The sequence below is a fragment of the Vibrio sp. LaRot3 genome (assembly GCF_027587025.1).
Lineage (GTDB): Bacteria > Pseudomonadota > Gammaproteobacteria > Enterobacterales > Vibrionaceae > Vibrio.
On the sequence record NZ_JAPPTI010000001.1, the window covers coordinates 539,879 to 558,036 of the forward strand.

The 18,158-nt window shown below is 43.8% G+C and carries 20 protein-coding genes and 1 riboswitch; of the genes, 15 read left to right on the plus strand and 5 right to left on the minus strand.

Annotated features, from left to right (window positions below; all coding sequences use genetic code 11):
- The first annotated feature begins 133 nt into the window (after positions 1 to 133).
- Genes bioB through bioD form a run of 4 tightly spaced genes read left to right on the plus strand, consistent with a single transcriptional unit; the run spans position 134 to position 3,835 of the window.
- Positions 134 to 1,186 (plus strand): biotin synthase BioB, encoded by a 1,053-nt coding sequence (gene bioB / locus OH461_RS02605; protein WP_270019075.1) that lies wholly within the window; start codon positions 134 to 136, stop codon positions 1,184 to 1,186.
- Entirely contained in the window at positions 1,173 to 2,321 is a 1,149-nt protein-coding gene (locus tag OH461_RS02610) for an 8-amino-7-oxononanoate synthase (RefSeq protein WP_270019846.1), read from the plus strand. The genes bioB and OH461_RS02610 overlap by 14 nt, the downstream gene beginning before the upstream one ends.
- A 39-nt stretch (positions 2,322 to 2,360) precedes the next feature.
- On the plus strand, positions 2,361 to 3,155 hold the full coding sequence (gene bioC, locus OH461_RS02615; protein WP_443088441.1) for a malonyl-ACP O-methyltransferase BioC: 795 nt from the start codon (positions 2,361 to 2,363) through the stop codon (positions 3,153 to 3,155).
- A complete protein-coding gene (gene bioD / locus OH461_RS02620; protein ID WP_270019077.1) occupies positions 3,152 to 3,835 on the plus strand; it encodes a dethiobiotin synthase in 684 nt (227 codons plus the stop codon). The genes bioC and bioD overlap by 4 nt, the downstream gene beginning before the upstream one ends.
- Before the next feature lie 88 nt (positions 3,836 to 3,923).
- Here the strand turns inward: bioD and OH461_RS02625 are convergent, their stop codons facing one another.
- Positions 3,924 to 4,091 carry a hypothetical protein gene (locus OH461_RS02625; RefSeq protein ID WP_270019078.1) on the minus strand — a complete coding sequence of 56 codons (168 nt, stop codon included), beginning with the start codon at positions 4,089 to 4,091 and terminating at the stop codon, positions 3,924 to 3,926.
- Between the two features lie 350 nt (positions 4,092 to 4,441).
- Here OH461_RS02625 and htpX point away from each other — a divergent pair, with 350 nt between their 5' ends.
- The 9 genes from htpX (at position 4,442) to OH461_RS02670 (ending at position 11,504) form a co-directional block, all read left to right on the plus strand.
- Complete coding sequence (gene htpX / locus OH461_RS02630) at positions 4,442 to 5,311, plus strand: protease HtpX (protein WP_270019079.1); 870 nt, start codon at positions 4,442 to 4,444, stop codon at positions 5,309 to 5,311.
- Positions 5,312 to 5,485: 174 nt separating this feature from the next.
- The gene (locus tag OH461_RS02635) at positions 5,486 to 5,905 is read left to right on the plus strand and encodes a nuclear transport factor 2 family protein (protein WP_270019080.1); all 420 of its coding nucleotides are present in this window, start codon (positions 5,486 to 5,488) and stop codon (positions 5,903 to 5,905) included.
- On the plus strand, positions 5,902 to 6,627 hold the full coding sequence (locus OH461_RS02640) for an SDR family NAD(P)-dependent oxidoreductase (protein ID WP_270019081.1): 726 nt from the start codon (positions 5,902 to 5,904) through the stop codon (positions 6,625 to 6,627). The genes OH461_RS02635 and OH461_RS02640 overlap by 4 nt, the downstream gene beginning before the upstream one ends.
- Before the next feature lie 3 nt (positions 6,628 to 6,630).
- Positions 6,631 to 7,905, plus strand: a complete 1,275-nt coding sequence (locus OH461_RS02645) for an NAD(P)/FAD-dependent oxidoreductase (RefSeq protein ID WP_270019082.1) — start codon at positions 6,631 to 6,633, stop codon at positions 7,903 to 7,905.
- A gap of 1 nt (position 7,906) precedes the next feature.
- A complete protein-coding gene (locus OH461_RS02650; RefSeq protein WP_270019083.1) occupies positions 7,907 to 8,674 on the plus strand; it encodes a DUF1365 domain-containing protein in 768 nt (255 codons plus the stop codon).
- 3 nt (positions 8,675 to 8,677) lie between these two features.
- Positions 8,678 to 9,922, plus strand: a complete 1,245-nt coding sequence (locus OH461_RS02655; RefSeq protein WP_270019084.1) for an SAM-dependent methyltransferase — start codon at positions 8,678 to 8,680, stop codon at positions 9,920 to 9,922.
- 2 nt (positions 9,923 to 9,924) lie between these two features.
- Positions 9,925 to 10,440, plus strand: coding sequence for a DUF2878 domain-containing protein (locus OH461_RS02660; protein WP_270019085.1), 516 nt, complete (start codon positions 9,925 to 9,927; stop codon positions 10,438 to 10,440).
- Entirely contained in the window at positions 10,415 to 10,966 is a 552-nt protein-coding gene (locus OH461_RS02665) for a chalcone isomerase family protein (RefSeq protein ID WP_270019086.1), read from the plus strand. Before OH461_RS02660 ends, OH461_RS02665 begins: the two co-directional genes overlap by 26 nt.
- A gap of 13 nt (positions 10,967 to 10,979) precedes the next feature.
- Positions 10,980 to 11,504, plus strand: coding sequence for a DUF3833 domain-containing protein (locus tag OH461_RS02670; RefSeq protein ID WP_443088432.1), 525 nt, complete (start codon positions 10,980 to 10,982; stop codon positions 11,502 to 11,504).
- 82 nt (positions 11,505 to 11,586) lie between these two features.
- On the opposite strand, the gene purB is transcribed toward OH461_RS02670, so the two are convergent.
- The 3 genes from purB to mnmA all read right to left on the minus strand — a co-directional run bounded on the left by purB (position 11,587) and on the right by mnmA (position 14,878).
- On the minus strand, positions 11,587 to 12,957 hold the full coding sequence (purB, locus tag OH461_RS02675; protein ID WP_270019087.1) for an adenylosuccinate lyase: 1,371 nt from the start codon (positions 12,955 to 12,957) through the stop codon (positions 11,587 to 11,589).
- A 157-nt stretch (positions 12,958 to 13,114) separates the two neighbouring features.
- Positions 13,115 to 13,732, minus strand: a complete 618-nt coding sequence (hflD, locus tag OH461_RS02680; RefSeq protein WP_270019088.1) for a high frequency lysogenization protein HflD — start codon at positions 13,730 to 13,732, stop codon at positions 13,115 to 13,117.
- Positions 13,733 to 13,756: 24 nt separating this feature from the next.
- The gene (mnmA, locus tag OH461_RS02685) at positions 13,757 to 14,878 is read right to left on the minus strand and encodes a tRNA 2-thiouridine(34) synthase MnmA (RefSeq protein ID WP_270019089.1); all 1,122 of its coding nucleotides are present in this window, start codon (positions 14,876 to 14,878) and stop codon (positions 13,757 to 13,759) included.
- A 196-nt stretch (positions 14,879 to 15,074) separates the two neighbouring features.
- On the opposite strand from mnmA, the gene OH461_RS02690 reads away from it, so the two are divergent.
- Entirely contained in the window at positions 15,075 to 15,344 is a 270-nt protein-coding gene (locus tag OH461_RS02690) for a hypothetical protein (RefSeq protein ID WP_260258739.1), read from the plus strand.
- A 148-nt stretch (positions 15,345 to 15,492) separates the two neighbouring features.
- Positions 15,493 to 16,797, plus strand: coding sequence for an inosine/guanosine kinase (locus OH461_RS02695; RefSeq protein WP_270019090.1), 1,305 nt, complete (start codon positions 15,493 to 15,495; stop codon positions 16,795 to 16,797).
- A gap of 119 nt (positions 16,798 to 16,916) precedes the next feature.
- Here OH461_RS02695 and OH461_RS02700 read toward each other — a convergent pair whose 3' ends face one another.
- Positions 16,917 to 17,324: an H-NS family histone-like protein gene (locus OH461_RS02700; RefSeq protein WP_270019091.1), complete on the minus strand. Its 408-nt coding sequence runs from the start codon at positions 17,322 to 17,324 to the stop codon at positions 16,917 to 16,919.
- A gap of 537 nt (positions 17,325 to 17,861) precedes the next feature.
- Positions 17,862 to 18,045, plus strand: a riboswitch (Lysine riboswitch).
- Positions 18,046 to 18,158: the final 113 nt, after the last annotated feature.

Consider the following 18,158-nt stretch of genomic DNA (forward strand, 5'->3'; position numbering starts at 1 on the left):
AATCAAATGTAAACTTTTGATTTTTTATTGTGTTGACAGTCTACATGCTGTCAGTAGACTAGCCAAGTGTTAAACGTAACAGCTTGCAAATGCAGATTGGCTGCTACTCAATAGAAAGATAAAAGGAAAGCACGTGGAAGTTCGTCATAACTGGACAGTGGCAGAAGTTCGCCAACTGATGGATAAGCCGTTTATGGATTTGCTGTTTGAAGCGCAGTTAACTCATAGACAATTTCAGCAGCACAACCATGTGCAAGTGAGCACGCTACTTTCAATCAAAACTGGCGCATGCCCTGAGGATTGCAAGTACTGCCCTCAAAGTGCTCGCTATACCACTGACATTGAGAAAGAACGCTTGATGGAAGTCGAGCGTGTGTTGGATGCGGCTCAAAAAGCTAAAAATGCTGGGTCAACTCGTTTCTGTATGGGGGCTGCGTGGAAAAATCCTAAAGCTCGAGACATGCCACATCTGACGAGCATGATCAAAGGTGTCAAAGGAATGGGTTTAGAGACCTGTATGACACTAGGTATGTTAACGTCGGAACAGGCGGAAGAGTTGGCTGATGCCGGCCTAGATTATTACAACCACAACCTGGATACGTCTCCCGAATTTTACGGCAGCATTATTACTACTCGAACTTACCAAGATCGTTTAGATACACTGTCACATGTGCGTGATGCCGGAATGAAAATCTGCTCTGGTGGCATTATTGGTATGGGAGAGAGCGCCAGCGATCGCGCCGGCCTGTTAGTTGAACTGGCTAACTTACCGACTCACCCTGAAAGTGTGCCTATCAATATGCTGGTCAAGGTAAAAGGGACGCCATTAGAAGACGTTGATGACGTTGAGCCTTTTGACTTCATCCGTTTGATAGCCATCGCACGCATCATGATGCCAGCTTCCGCTGTGCGCTTATCAGCGGGTCGTGAAAACATGAACGAGCAAATGCAAACCTTGTGTTTTATGGCGGGTGCAAATTCGATTTTCTACGGTTGTAAGTTACTGACGACGCCAAACCCTTCCGAAGATAAAGATATGATGCTGTTCAATAAACTTGGCATCAATAGTCAGCAAGTTTCGCAAAAACCAGACGAAATCGAAGAGAACGATTTGCTTGATCGCGTTGTTGAACGTGTAGCCGCAAGACCAACCGCAGACGATCTATTTTATGATGCCAGCGTTTAACCAACGTTTTGAACGAGCGTTGGCTAAGAGAGAGTCGTCCGGTTTAACAAGACAGCTATCAGCTATCAAAGATGGCAATCAAGCCCACATGTCTTCGAATTTAAAGTATTGGGTTAACTTCTCCAATAATGATTATTTAGGGCTTGCCGCAGACGCAATGCTCAGCCGAGAATGGCAACGTGGCATTGACCTTTACGGTAATGGTAGTGCCGCATCTCCCTTGGTGACGGGGTTTAGTCCAGCGCATCATGAGCTGGAAGCGAAGCTGTGTAGCTGGCTTGGCTATTCGCGAGCGGTGCTATTTAGCTCCGGTTTCGCGGCAAATCAAGCGTTGCTATTTAGTTTGTTAGAAAGTGGAGACGCTCTACTGCAAGATAAGCTAAACCACGCCTCGCTAATGGAGGCGGGCATGTTGTCCCCTGCAAACATGCGCCGATTTCGTCACAACGACTCACAGCATGCAAGCCAGCTTATTGACGCAACTACTAATACTTTCGTGGTTACTGAGGGTGTTTTTAGCATGGATGGCGACCAAGCGCCTCTGCGAGAGCTCGAGCGACTACGCAGTCAACATTGTTGGCTGGTGGTGGACGATGCCCATGGTATCGGCGTACTTGGTGATGAGGGTAAAGGCAGCTGCGATGTCGCAGGAGTAACTCCGGATATTTTGGTCGTCACCTTTGGTAAAGCGTTTGGTCTAAGTGGCGCAGCGATTTTGTGTAATCACACCATTGGCGACTACCTAACGCAGTTTGCTCGCCATCATGTCTATTCAACCGCCATTCCTCCTGCTCAAGCCCATGCATTAAGCGCCGCGATTGATCTTATATCCACTCAGCAGTGGCGAAGAGATAAGCTTGTTGAACTGTCACATTGCTACGATAGTCAGTTTGGACATTGCAATGAGTTTGTCGCGACAAATACCCCAATAAAGCCATTAATGGTTTGTGATGAGAAGAAGACGCTAGAGATTGCAGCAAAGGCTCGTGAACTGGGCTTTTGGTTAACGGCAATTCGTCCGCCAACGGTGCCAAAAGGTAAGGCAAGGCTGCGCATCACTTTAACGGCGAATCATCGCTTAGCTGAAATACGTGCACTGGCGAATGCGATAACCCCATTACTAACAAGGAACTAATGGATGGCACAAGTAGTATTAGTTGATTCATCTCCTTTAATGGTCAATCAAACCTGTAAAGCGTCAGTCGCCGCCGCTTTTAGCAAAGCGGCCGAAGGTTATGACAATCATGCTGAGTTTCAGCGTAACGTTGGCTTGCGGTTGCTTGAACATTTACCCCAAAACTTAACCGGAAAAAGAGTGCTCGATCTTGGGTGCGGCACGGGATTTTTTAGTCAGCGGTTACTTGATAGAGGAGCGCAGGTCGTTTGCTGTGATTTATCGCAAGCGATGCTCGATAAAGCGAAGCAAAGGTGCGGGACAAGCAATATCGAATATCGCTGTGGTGATGCAGAAGACTTACCATTTTGTGACGATCAATTTGATTATGTTTTTTCGAGTTTGGCCTTACAGTGGTGTGATGATTTATCTGTGCCGCTGAAAGAAATACGCCGAGTAGTGAAGCCTAACGGGCAAGCGCTGTTCTCAACATTGTTGGATGGCTCTCTTATTGAGCTCAAGAATGCATGGGGAAAAGTTGATACATATCAACACGTGAATGACTTTGTCTCTCTCAATCAGGTAAAAATTGCGTTAGCGCAAGCTCACTGCCAAAACCATCACTTAGACTTGCCAACCATAGTGGTTTGGTATGATCGCGCTTTCTCACTGATGCGAGATTTAAAAGGCATAGGTGCGAACTACGTGGTGAGCGATGCGAATGGGCGATCTCAAGGGTTAACCAGTCGTCAGGCACTCATACAAGTAGAGCGAGAATATCAAACGTTTGAAAAAAACCATCAGGGTCTTCTACCCGCAACATATCAGGTTTGTTTGGGGATTATTAATCTATGATTGATGCATTTTTTATTGCTGGTACGGATACCGATGTTGGAAAAACTGTTGCTTCAAAAGCGATTCTAAACGCTTTAGAAGCACAAAACTTAAATACGATTGGCTATAAACCTGTCGCTGCGGGCAGCGATAAGACAGAGCAGGGGCTGCGTAACTCGGACGCGCTGTATCTGCAAAACGCTGCAACGGTGGAAGTAGATTACGATCTAGTCAACCCTTATGCGCTTGAGCTACCGGCTTCTCCGCACATTGCTGCTAAGCGTGAAAACGTAGTGATCGATTACTCTGTATTAAGTAAAACATTGGCGCAACATAAGCAAAATTCAGACATCGTATTAGTGGAAGGTGCTGGCGGTTGGCGTGTTCCTGTTTCAGATACGGATTGTCTTTCTACTTGGGTACAGCAAGAAAACTTACCTGTGGTATTAGTGGTAGGCATTAAACTCGGCTGCTTGAGCCATGCGCTTCTGACACTTGATGCAATCAAAGCTGATGGCCTTAATGTTGTTGGTTGGGTCGCTAACCGCATTAACCCTGGCACAGAGCACTACGCTGAAATCATTGAAATGCTAGAGCAAAAAATCGATGCGCCTAAAATTGGTGAAATCCCGTACGTACCAAGTGTGAAGCGTAAAGATCTTGCTAAATATATTGATGTCTCGCCATTAATTAAGGCTTGATTGAAAAGAACTTAAAACGGGCTGCTAAATGGCAGCCCGTTTTTTTATTGTCACAGCTAGGTGAGCTAGCGGCGGTTTCGTTAGCCGATTACTTATCGCTGTTAAGCCCCATTAATGCTGCTTGAGTTTCAATGACACGCTTTTGCAACACTTGCTCTGACGAAATGCCCAGCTGTTGCTTTGCTTCATCTTCTGTTAACCCTAGGTGGCAGCACAATAGGTCGATAGCCATTTGATAGTCATTAGTTTCAGCCATTTTTAACGTTCCTTCGTTTCAAACGAATTGTTTATTCTTTAGGAAAATAGCAGTTTTTGTCTCAACCACAATACGACCAAAGTCTAAAGAGTTTGAAGGCTCAGACAGCGAATGAGACCGATTTACAGCGAAGGATTGAGACTTGATGAAAACAAATGTATCAATTTGCTTCCAACGCTTGTGTTTAAAGTGATTAGACTATATTTATACCGTAACTGATGAGTTAAGTGATTTAGCGAAGTTGGTCTGTTAAAGCCGTATTAAGAATCGGCGACTGAGTAGGTATAGTTGATATAAAACCCACTATAAGTGCTCTGAATAATTAAAGCTTCCTGTTTCGGAGAAAAGTAATGAAGCGAGTAATGTTATTTCTAGCCACTAACTTAGCGGTTGTGCTAGTTCTTAGCGTTGTATTAAATATTGTTTACGCAGTCACCGGTATGCAGTCGGGCAGTTTGTTTGGCCTGTTGATCATGGCAGCGGTGTTTGGTTTTGGCGGCTCATTTATCTCACTACTAATGTCTAAGGGCATGGCACTGCGTTCAGTGGGTGGTATGGTGATTGAAAGCCCACGTAACGAAACAGAGCACTGGCTACTGGAAACGGTTCGTCGTCAATCTGAGCAAGTAGGCATTGGTATGCCAACGGTTGCGATTTACGATTCCGCGGATATCAACGCATTCGCTACCGGTGCTAAGCGAGATGATTCATTGGTAGCGGTATCGACTGGTCTGCTGCACAACATGACACGCGATGAGGCAGAAGCGGTTCTTGCTCATGAAGTGAGTCATATCGCCAACGGTGACATGGTTACGATGACGCTAATGCAGGGTGTGGTGAATACTTTTGTTATTTTCTTATCGCGCTTTATTGCTAACATCGTTGCGTCTAATAACAGCGACGAAGAAGGCCAAGGTAGCAATATGATGGTTTACTTCGGTGTTTCGATGGTGCTTGAACTTGTATTTGGTTTCTTAGCAAGCTTTATCACAATGTGGTACAGCCGCCATCGTGAGTTTCATGCTGATGCCGGTGCAGCTCGCTTAGTTGGTAAAGAGAAAATGATTGCTGCACTTGAGCGCTTGAAAGTGAGCCATGAATCTCAGCTAGAAGGTTCTATGATGGCGTTTGGTATTAATGGCAAACGTTCTATGACTGAATTATTGATGAGTCACCCACCGCTTGATAAGCGCATAAACGCACTACGCAGTGGGTTTTAATCTACACTAACTAATAGAAAGGCTTGGTTTTTAACCAAGCCTTTTTTGATCCTTCCGATTTCTGCTCCGTAACATCGATTGTTGTACAAAAAAATATTTGTACAACTTTGAGCACTGATCTACAGTGTTTATATTGTACAAATAAAATTTTCGTACAACCAATGGAAGAAGTTAATGGACGTAGTTGCAGTTAGTGAATTGTATAAGCAGTTAGATGGAGAACACCTTCATCTACTCGAGGATATCTATCACTCCGATGTGGTATTTGAAGATGCCGCTCACCGAATTGAAGGCCGAGAGAGCCTCTATCGTTACTTTGAAAACCTTTATCAAAATGTGCACTCGTGTGTGTTCCATATCAGTGAAACGCATCAGTCAGGAAACAAGGGATTTATTGTTTGGGTGATGGATTTGCAACACCCAAAGCTGAACGCAGGGCGTGCCATTTCTGTTCATGGAGTTACCCACCTAACGTTTGCCGATCAAAAAGTGATTCATCACCGAGACTACTTTGACCTTGGTGAAATGCTTTATGAGCAACTGCCTTTGCTAGGTAGCGTGGTTCGCGCAATCAAGAGGAGGCTTGGGCAATGAAGACAGTATTTATAACCGGAGCTACCTCAGGCATTGGTGAGCAGTTGTGCAGAGATTACGCCAATCAAGGCTTCAATGTTGTGGCATGTGGCCGCAATCGCGCGAAGCTTGATGCGCTTGCTGCTCAGTACTCTACGTTATCCACTTTGAAATTTGATGTGACAGATCGTGAGCAAATACATGATGCGTTAGCCCAGCTAAGGCAGACCCCAGACATTTGGCTGCTAAATGCGGGGGATTGTGAATATATTGATGGTGGCCAACTTAACTCGGAGCTGATTCGACGAGTTTTTGATGTGAATTTCTTGGGTGTTGTTAACTTGATAGAAGCGGCTCAACAACGTTTTCAAAAGGGACATCAGCTGGTTGTTATTGGATCCATTTCGAGTGAGGTTGCATTGCCTCGCGCCGAAGCTTATGGGGCATCGAAAGCCGCTCTGAGCTATTTAGTTCGCACTTTGCAGACGACACTAAAGCCAAAAGGTGTGCACGTAAGTCTTGTGCTTCCGGGCTTTGTTAAAACGCCACTGACAGACAAAAACACCTTCGATATGCCGGCCATCGTTACAGTAAGCCAAGCCTCTAATGCGATACGCGAAGGGATCGAGCAATTCAAGCCATTCATTTATTTTCCCAAACGATTCACTCTACTTTTACGACTTATTGCCAGTTTGCCCTACCAGTGGCAAAGCGTCATTACTGCCAAGTTAATTAAGGACTAAATAATGAAAATTGCCATTATAGGAACAGGGATATCTGGGCTAACTTGCGGTTATCACCTACATCGAGAGCATGACATTACGTTGTTTGAAGCCAATGATTATATTGGGGGACATACAGCTACAGTGGACGTGGAACAAGGTGGGAAGAAGTACGCCGTCGATACTGGTTTTATTGTTTATAACGATCGCACGTACCCTAATTTCATTCGGATGATGAATGAGGTAGGCGTTGAAGGTATTGCTACTGAAATGAGCTTTAGTGTCTCCAATAGAGCTAACGGTCTGGAGTATAACGGCCACACTATTTCTACCTTGTTTGCTCAGCGGAGCAATTGGTTAAAACCAAAATTTTATTACTTTATTTATGAGATTTTGCGATTTAACAAGCTGGTCAAACAGCAAGCCGAATGCAGCACCGAAGAAGAAAAAACACTTGGCGAGTTTTTAAATCAAAATGGCTTTTCTGACTACTTCAGTGACAACTATATCTTGCCGATGGGCGCTGCTATTTGGTCGTCGACACTTGCGGATATGCGCGCATTTCCTTTGGGTTTCTTTGCTCGATTCTTTTTAAATCATGGTTTGCTAGATGTGGTTAATCGTCCGCAATGGTATGTCATAAAAGGGGGCTCAAAGCAGTACATACCTGCTTTGACTCAGGGGTTTGAAGATCGTATTAAATTAAACAGTCCAGTCTCTTCTGTTTGGCGAGATATATCAGGTGTCCACCTCATGGTTAACGGGCAAATAGAGAGCTTTGACCATGTCATTTTTGCGTGTCATAGCGATCAGGCTCTCGCCATGTTGCAGTCACCGACCAGTGAAGAACTGGAAGTGCTTGGTGCGCTAACCTATCAAACGAACCAAGTGGTGCTGCATACCGATACCTCTTTACTACCTGAGCGCAAAGCCGCTTGGGCAGCTTGGAATTATCGTTTATCGGGGCAGGGGGAGGATTCGCCGCCAACGCTCACCTACAACATGAATATTTTACAGCACATTGAAGCGCCAACGACGTTCTGTGTCTCGCTCAATAGTTCGGATTGTATCGATGACGATAAAATTCTAGCGACTTTTAACTATAGTCATCCGGTGTTTAGCCAACAAACACTGCTTGCACAGCACAAGCGACCTCAGATTAATGGTCAGTTCCACACATGGTTTTGTGGGGCTTATTGGTACAACGGCTTCCATGAAGATGGAGTAAAAAGTGCGTTGGATGTAGTGCGTGAGATAGAAAATATTACGCTGGATTCTCACGTGCAAGGAGCGGCTTAGCATGAAGGATATCGGGCGCTCAGCTTTGTTAGTGGGGAATGTGCGTCACCGACGCTTTTCACCGGTGGCTCATAGCTTAAATTACCCGTTATTTATGCCTTGCTTGGATCTCGACCACTTACCACAGGTGTTTAATCAAGTTTGGGGAATGGGTGAAAAGTGGTGGCATTGGGCAAGATTTCACAGAGATGATTATCTCGGCACTGGCGAGCTTAAACTCGCCGTTCAAGACAAAGTGTTTGAATTAACGGGTGAGCGACTGAATGGCCGGGTTGAGGCGGTGATTCATCTACGCTACATGGGCATCTACTTTAGTCCCGTCAATTTTTATTACCTTTACGATGAAGAACAACACTGGCGCTATTTATTGGCTGAGGTCAGCAATACCCCATGGAACGAGAGGCATTACTACGCGATTCCTGCTACTGAAAGCGGGCGCTGGCAGCATGAAAAAGCGTTCCATGTCTCGCCTTTTAACCCGATACAGCAGCGCTACGAGTGGAAAACAAAGCCGCTCAACCAACGTTTGAATGTTCATCTTGAGTGTCATCGCGAAGAAAAAGAGTTTGATGCGACGCTCATGATGAAGAAACAACCGTTGAATTCAAAAACCTTAATCAGACATCTGATCGCTACGCCCATCATGGCAGTAAAAGTGACCATTGGCATTTATTGGCATGCATTCAAATTGTGGATGAAAGGCGCACCTTTTTATTCGCATCCTAAGTCAGACAGGGCTGCCATTTCAAAGCACAACAAAGGAGCTTAGAAGATGATGACAACACAAACAATGACGCTTCCAAGCCATTTATCGACAGTTGAAAAGAGCGCAAGAAGCTTTGCATTCGCATGCTTATCGAAAATTACCGCCGGAACGTTAACGGTGGTTGAACAATTCGGACAGGGTAAGGCAGTTCATCGAGAGAGTTTTGGTGGCAATAATGATAATCAACTAAAAGCGGTTATTGAGGTGAAACACCCGCAGTTTTATTCACGTTTGTTAAAAGGGGGCAGTATCGCCGCTGGTGAGGCCTATATGGACGGCTGGTGGGATAGCCCAAATTTAACAGACCTCATGGAGTTAATGGCACGTAATTTATCAGCGCTTGATAGCATTGAAAGTAGAATGACTTGGCTGTCGGTACTCGCTACCAAAGCCTCTCATTGGTTTAATCGTAATACGGTCGTCAATTCAGAGAAAAATATTCGCGAGCACTATGACCTGAGTAATGCCTTGTATGAAACATTTCTAGATAAAAGAATGCTTTATTCATCTGGTATCTATCAAAGTCCCTTAGATTCGTTAGAACAAGCCCAAATCAACAAAATGGAGCGCTTATGTCAGCAGTTACAGCTGACAAAAGACGACCATGTCGTTGAAATTGGTACTGGGTGGGGTTCAATGGCGATTTACATGGCGCAGAATTACGGTTGTAAAGTGACGACCACGACCATCTCTCAAGCTCAGTACGAGTATGCACAGGCCAAAATCCAAGAGCTGGAATTAACGAAACAGATTACGCTATTGAAAAAAGATTATCGTGATCTAGAAGGGCAATACGACAAGCTGGTCTCTATTGAGATGATCGAAGCGGTAGGTAAGCAATTCATGGCGACCTATTTTGAAAAGTGTCAGTCTTTACTCAAACCTAAAGGTCGAATGGCAATCCAAGCCATTACTATCGCGGATCAACGTTACGATTCATACAGTAATAATGTTGATTTCATTCAAAAATACATTTTTCCTGGTGGTTTTTTGCCATCGATAACGGCTTTAACCCAGACTTCTACTCACAGGACCGATTTAGTCTTGAGGGACTTATTTGATATTGGTAAGGACTACGCGAAGACGTTGAACGACTGGTCTGTACGCTTTAATCAAGAGCTCGATAAGGTAGGTCGTTTAGGGTTTGATGAACGTTTTGTTCGCATGTGGAATTATTACTTTAGCTACTGTGAGGGCGGTTTTAAAGCGCAAAGCATTAGCACTGTTCATATGACCTTTCAAAGGCCTTAACCGTGTTAAACCGGCCACTCGTTAAGCTACTTTGTGTGTCTACTTGGTTTCAGGTGGTTTGGTTTATTGCTGTTTGGGGTAATGCTCAATTTCAGTGGCTGACCATCATTTGTGTTATCGCGACAGCCGCTGTCGCGTTATTTTCAGGCCGTTTCTCATGGAAGCCATTGGTTGGCTTGTGGTTAGCGGGCATTGTGCTTGATACGTTCAATATGGCAGTGGGTCTATTTATCTTTGCTAGCTCTTTCTTACCAACATGGCTCATTGCACTGTGGGCGATCTTTATATGGTATGTCCATTTTATTGTGCCAATAGTGAGCCATTATCCTCCCTTTATCGTATCTATGATTGGTGGTCTTGCAGGGGGAGCGAGTTACTTCGCCGGTTTCAAACTTGGCGCCGTTACTTTCAATCATTCTCTTCTTATCACCTTAACCATTTTATTTGTTGAATGGATGTTGTTTATTTATTTGGTTTTAAAGGTGTTGAATCATGATGAGGACAAATTGGCTCAGTAAAGCTTCGTTGACTACGTTATTACTTGCTCCGTTGAGCAGTGCCAGTGAGCTCTCCGATAAAGGAGGTTGGCAAGATTGGCCTCTTGTAGGAGAAGCTCAACTTTCATTTCTATTTTTTGATGTTTATCGTTCAAAGCTACTAACGCCGTCTGGTTTATATATTCAAAGCCCAGATGTGACGCCGCATCCACTCGCATTGAGCATTGACTATCGTCGTGATATTTCCAAGAAAGAGCTTCTAGATGCCACACAAGAGCAATGGATAGAGCAAGGTTACGGGCGAACCGAGGTGACCCAATGGATCACCCAATTATCTGACATCTTTCCTAGCGTTAAGCGGGGTGAAAATCTGACTTATATTACCGATGGGCGATTTGGTCATTTTATTTATTCCTCTGCGGGTGAGGGGACGCAATTACTTGGTGATATCGAAAACGAACAACTTAACGACGCGTTCGTGGGTATTTGGCTATCACCTAAAACGGAATTTGCTGATCTCAGAAAACAGTTAATCGGCAGGAACTAATTAGGACGAAATCATGGTTATGCGTATAGGGGTAGTGCTTGCTTTTTGTCTTATCTTGTTTGGGTGTAGTGCCCAATTGAAAGACTACCAAGGCAGTAAACTTCCACTGGATTTGTTTGGTTATTTTGAAGGGCAAAGCCAAGCGTGGGGAATGGTGCAGGATTACTCTGGCAAGAAAACGCGCTCATTTGAGGTGGTCATTGTCGGCACTGTTGTCGAAAACCAATTAACTTTGGTGGAAGATTTCCTATTTGATGACGGCGAGCAATCTCAACGAATATGGTATATCGACAAATTACCCGATGGCTCATACCAAGGTCGAGCCAGTGACGTTGTCGGAGTCGCTAAGGGGAAAGAAGTGGGCAATGCTATGTTTTGGAGCTATGACTTAGTGATTCCGTGGGATGATTCGGAAATAGAAGTGCGGCTTGAAGACTGGTTATACAGGCAAGATGACACACGAGTGTTTAATCTCGCGAAAATCAAAAAATTTGGTTTAGAGGTTGGGCAAATAACTATCTTGTTTGAAAAGCAGTGAATGAATATAAGTCTAAGTAGAGTAAAACAAAAAAGGGTTGATACATACGTACCAACCCTTTTGCTATTTCAGAATGAAATGCTTACAGCTTATCAGTTAGCTCGATTGCTTGACCGATGTAGTTTGCTGGCGTCATTTCTTTTAGACGTGCTTTCTCGTGCTCAGGAAGCTCAAGGCCGTCAATGAAGTTACGCATTGCTTCACCATCTACACGCTTACCACGAGTTAGCTCTTTTAGCTTCTCGTATGGCTTTTCGATGCCGTAACGGCGCATGACTGTTTGTACAGGCTCTGCTAATACTTCCCAGTTTTTGTCTAGCTCTGCTAGTAGTGCTTCGCGGTTAACTTCTAGCTTGCTAATACCTTTCAGAGTAGAAGTGTATGCGATGATCGCGTAGCCAACGCCCACACCTAGGTTACGAAGAACCGTAGAGTCCGTTAGGTCACGCTGCCAGCGAGATACAGGAAGTTTTTGTGCTAGGTGGCCGAATACCGCGTTCGCTAGACCTAGGTTACCTTCAGAGTTTTCAAAGTCGATTGGGTTAACTTTGTGTGGCATTGTTGAAGAACCGATTTCGCCAGCAATTGTCTTCTGCTTGAAGTGACCTAGTGCGATGTAGCCCCATACGTCACGGTCGAAGTCGATTAGGATCGTGTTGAAACGAGCAACTGCGTCGAATAGCTCAGCGATGTAATCGTGAGGTTCGATTTGAGTTGTGTAAGGGTTCCAAGTTACGCCTAGAGATTCAGTGATGAATTCTTCAGAGAACTGGTGCCAGTCAACTTCTGGGTAAGCTGAAAGGTGTGCGTTGTAGTTACCTACTGCACCATTGATTTTACCTAGAATCTCAACGTTAGCGATTTGCTTGTATTGACGCTCCATACGGTACGCCACGTTTGCCATTTCTTTACCCATAGTAGAAGGAGAAGCTGGCTGACCGTGTGTACGAGATAGAAGAGGAATGTCGCGGTACTCAACAGCAAGTGCTTTGATTGCGTCGATGATGTTTTGGATTTCAGGAAGAATCACTTCATCACGAGCTTCTTTTAGCATTAGAGCGTGAGACGTGTTGTTGATGTCTTCTGAAGTACATGCAAAGTGAATGAACTCGTTTACTGCGTGAAGCTCAGGAACACCAGCCACTTTCTCTTTAAGGAAGTACTCTACTGCCTTAACGTCGTGGTTAGTCGTACGTTCAATCTCTTTGATACGAGCTGCGTCTTCTTCAGAGAAGTTTGCTGCTAGCTCGTCTAGAAACTTGTTAGCTTCCGCACTGAATGCTGGTACTTCTGCGATTGCGTCAGTTGCCGCAAGCTTTTGTAGCCAACGGATTTCAACGATAGAGCGGTACTTAAGTAGACCAAATTCGCTAAAGATGCTGCGAAGGGCAATTGTCTTGCTTCCGTAACGGCCGTCTACTGGTGAAACAGCAGTCAATGCTGACAGTTCCATGGTGTTCTCCTGAATTGAGTTTCTAAATTTCGTGAGCTTTATACCAATTACAAACGCGTTTGTCACGAATATTGCGCAAACGTTTGCGTTGCTCTTATTTTGAAAGAAAGGGTGTTGGTATAAAAAAGTAGCTCGCGGCGATGCGCGAGCTATTGGATTACATTCGAGCTAAAAGTATCTGAGCTTGTTCGACCATCTTCTTGCGACCGAAGATTAGGTGGCGTCGTTTACCGCCTACTTGTCGCCACAATACGCAGCTACGGATGCCTGAAAGCAGCAGGGCGCGAACTTTATGTTGGTTGGCGGTCTGCTGCAGCACTGAAGGCGTACCCGTCACCTGAATACGAGGGCCGATAGGGCTTACGACATCGAGGTAAACACTGGCAAGGTTGCTGATCATTTGCTCGTCAGTTAGGTCGAAATGTTCAGTTTGGCGATCAAGCATAGAGATGCGGTCACCCAGTTGTGACATCGCATCGTTACGGCTGATTAGTTTACGTTCTAGCGCCATCAAACTAATAATGTAACGAGTGATCTCACTACCTGCTGACGAGCTATCAATGCCTTTAACTAAACATTCCAAACCAACACGTAGGTCTGACTCAGAGCCGTAGACATCCACAGTGTTGCTTGGGTTGGTATTCAGAATCGCTTTTAGTGAAGTTTCAAACGCGTCAGTGTCACAATAACCATTTTTTGCTACTTGTTGTACGAGAGCAACAGCTTGGCAAATGCCAGCAAATGCAATAGTGCGGTCATAAAGTGTGTTAGCCACGTAACGGTACTCCTAAATTTGCGTTTAAATTCGTTCTTCGATGATGCCGCCGCCTAAGCAAACGTCACCTTGATAAAATACTGCTGATTGTCCAGGTGTCACTGCAACCTGTGGCTCGTCAAAGATAACCTTAATTGAGTTATCGTCAACAGGAATAATAGTGCACGGGATATCCGTTTGACGGTAGCGCGTCTTAACCGAACACTTCAATGGCTCTTTGATTGGTGTGCGATCAACCCAGTGAAGCTGCGCTGCTACTAAACCATTTGATTTAAGTAACGGGTGATCAGCGCCTTGAACTGCAATCAATACGTTGCGTTTTAAGTCTTTGTCAGCAACGTACCATGGATCTTCGTTACCGCCGCCACCTTTTTGACCGCCAATATGTAAACCTTTACGCTGGCCTAGCGTGTGGTACATCAAGCCTTGGTGTTCACCAATGACATTACCTTCAGGCGTTTCGATTTTGCCAGGTTGAGCGGGTAAGTAACGAGATAGGAAATCCGTAAACTTACGTTCACCGATAAAACAAATGCCCGTTGAGTCTTTTTTCTTCGCAGTGATAAGGCCTTGCTCTTCTGCAATTCGGCGTACTTCAGGTTTTTCTAGTTCACCAACAGGGAATAGGCTACGTGCAACTTGCTCATGACTCAACGTGTAAAGGAAGTAACTTTGATCTTTGTTGTTATCAACGCCTCGTAGCATTTGCGGTAGTTCACCATTTTCAGGGAACGAACGACGCACATAGTGACCCATAGCGATGTAGTCAGCATCAAGTACTTCGTCTGCAAACTCTAGGAATGCTTTGAATTTGATTTCTTTGTTGCACAGGATGTCAGGGTTTGGAGTACGACCAGCCTTATACTCGGCCAAGAAGTATTCGAATACGTTGTCCCAATATTCTGCTGCAAAGTTAATGGTGTGTAGATGAATACCAAGTTTGTCACATACTGCTTGAGCATCCGCAAGGTCTTCTGCTGCTGTGCAGTATTCCTCGTTATCATCTTCTTCCCAGTTCTTCATGAACAAGCCTTCAACTTGGTAGCCTTGTTGTTGAAGTAGGTAAGCAGAAACCGATGAGTCAACACCGCCAGACATGCCGACAATTACTTTCTTTTGACTGTTATCAGTACAGTTCTCAGACATTACTAAACACCATTAAAATTAACTGGACGAAGATTCTAACAGAAAGCGCGTAGAGGGGACAGATCCGAGATCGAAATCACACTTCGAAAATCGGCCATTTTGTGACCGTTTGCTAGCCTGTCTAGAGTATTTGATCACTATGAGAGGCTATATATGGCATAGTGTGCAAAATTCAAGGTACAACAGGTAAAAACACATGAGTGATGAGAACCAAACCTTCCAAGAAAGCGAGTTGATTGAGATTATTGAAAACCAACTTGAAGATGGTAATCCAATTAAAGTTAAAGAGACGTTGATGCGCTTAATGATGACGGGTACTAGCCGTGATGATGCGATCGCAATGATGGCTTGTGCAGTATCAATTGAAATTTTTGACGTGATGAAGAATGGTCAAGAATTCAATTTGAAGCGCTACAACGAGCATCTAGAGCGACTACCAGACTTAGGATTTATGGAAGGCGAATAACCACTATTTTGCCTTTAACGATTAATTTTCGTCAGCAGAACTTGAATTAAACGTTTGCTATAATTCCTTTTGTTGCCGCGCTTAGGCGAGCGCGGTAGAATCCGGCCTCCTGTCATCCCTTATTCAGATCTTAAACAGAATCATAGTTATGAAATTTCCTGGTCAACGTAAATCAAAGCACTACTTTCCTGTTCATGCTCGCGATCCATTAGTCAGCCAAGCGCAAGAAAGTAAAAAAATGGCGCGCACTCATATTATTGGTATTGACCAAACTTTGGTGGATATCGAAGCGAAAGTAGGTAGCGAACTTATCGAGAAATACGGACTGAGTAAGGGACACTCTCTAGTAATCGATGATCAAACTGCTGAAGCGTTATATAACGAGCTAAAACAGGAACAGCTCATTACCAATGAATATGCTGGTGGCACGATTGGCAATACACTGCATAACTACTCGGTACTGGCCGATGACCGTTCAACACTGTTAGGCGTGATGAGCCAAGATATTAAAATTGGCAGCTACGGTTACCGCTACCTATGTAATACATCTAGCCGTATGGATTTAAATTATTTGCAAGGTGTACAAGGTGCAATTGGTCGCTGCTTTGCGTTAATTACCGAAGATGGTGAACGTACTTTCGCAATTAGCGAAGGTCAAATGAACCAACTTCACCCAGATAACATCCCAGAAAAAATATTTAAGACTGCTTCTGCATTAGTATTAACTGCTTATTTAGTGCGTTGTAAAGAAGGCGACCCAATGCCGGATGCAACCATGCGCGCCATCGAATATGCCAAGAAATATGACGTGCCTGTAGTATTAACACTAGGTACTAAGTTCGTTATTCAAGATGATCCTAAGTTCTGGCAAGACTTTTTACGTGACCATGTCACTGTAGTCGCAATGAACGAAGATGAAGCAGAGGCATTAACCGGTGAATCGGATCCGTTAGCTGCTTCGGATAAAACACTGGAATGGGTTGATTTGGTATTATGTACGGCAGGTCCTGTGGGTTTATTTATGGCGGGTTATACTGAAGAGTCAGCGAAGCGCCAAACTTCTCTACCGTTACTACCAGGTTCAATTGCAGAATTTAATCGTTACGAATTCAGCCGCCCAGCGTCTAAAGCTTTGTGTGAGAATCCAATAAAAGTTTACTCTCATATTGCTCCTTATATGGGTGGTCCAGAAAAGATTAAAAATACCAATGGTGCAGGTGATGCTGCTCTGTCTGCATTGTTGCATGATATGGCGGCAAATAAATACCACAGAGAGAATGTGCCTAATTCAAGCAAGCATGCTTACTCATTTTTGACTTATTCTTCATTCTCGCAAGTTTGTAAATATTCTAACCGTGCAAGTTATGAAGTATTAGTTCAGCATTCACCGCGTTTATCTCGTGGCCTGCCAGAACGTGAAGACAGCCTAGAGGAAGCGTACTGGGAGCGCTAAGCAACCGACGCTACATTGATAAATAAAAAAACCTCAGCAAATGCTGAGGTTTTTTTATTTAATTAATAATTGGTAACAATAAAAAAGCGGCCTTAGCCGCTTTTAAAATCGCATCTCAATTAGATTAGGAAATCATCCAAAGATTTACCAGCGTCTAGTTGAGCTTGAATTGCTGAAGGTGTACGACCTTGGCCTGTCCAAGTCTTTTCTTGACCGTTTGGATCAACATACTTGTATTTTGCTGGGCGAGGAGCGCGTTTTGCTTTTACTTTAGTTTGCTTTTCGCCAGACAGTGCATTAATTAATGCATCAACATCGATACCGTCTTTAGAAATTTGTTCTGCAATAGCAGCCAGTTTAGCTTCTTGTTCAGCTTGTGCTGCTTTTTCAGCGTCTTCTGACTCTTTACGCTCAGAAACAACAATAGTCAGTTTTTCTAAAGCTTCTTCTAATTGTTCAAGAGTTAGTTCACGAGAAAATGCGCGTAGGCTGCGAATGTTCAATAAAGTTTTAGTTAATTCCGACATAGTGATCTCACAAATAAATTATCAACGGATAAATATTAAACCTGACAATAGGATAATACAGTTCGATTAAAGAAAAAGAAAATAAAAATTAATGAATAATATAAAAGAAAAATTACACTACTGCGTACTTCACGGTTTTTTTGCAATTATTATAGAGTAATGACTTATTCAATTCGATGAGTTAAGTGTAGTGTGCGGTTTCATATCATCAAGTGTCAATGACAACTATTTTCATTAAATATCGACAGTATTTATAAATATCGCTTTTGCTTTAAACAACAAGCGTATGGTTCGCAGCCAATGTGAACAAGTCGTATCGCTACGTTTCTCAGTGCTCGATTTGGTATATCGTTTTGTTGTGGAATTTTAGGCAAAGTGCGTGGAATCATAGTCATAGCGATGAAGCGATAAAAATATCAACATTTTCTGAGAGCGATGTATTGTAATAGTGGGTGAGTTAAGTACAATAGTTCGTACCTAATGCATTGCACTGGTTGAATTGCTGAAAAATGACTTTTCAGTAGCTTAATATTTGGTCAATGCGGTAGAGGCGCGAAATGGATAATTAACGTTTGTTGGGGTGATGCCAATGAACAAACGTGAACGGTCATCTTCGCCGAAGTGAGCACGGTCTATCAAACCACTTGCTGGTGTTGCACTCAAATAGGGGTAACACTGCCATAGTCTATTATTTGTATAACTATGGAGCGCTACTGTAGGGTTGGGTGGAGTGTTCACTTCCCTGTCGCTATGTTCAACTTCATTTTAAGGAAACGATTTCCTTTAATGAATCTGCAGTAGATCTCTAACCAAATTTATTACTGGTTTTTGAAG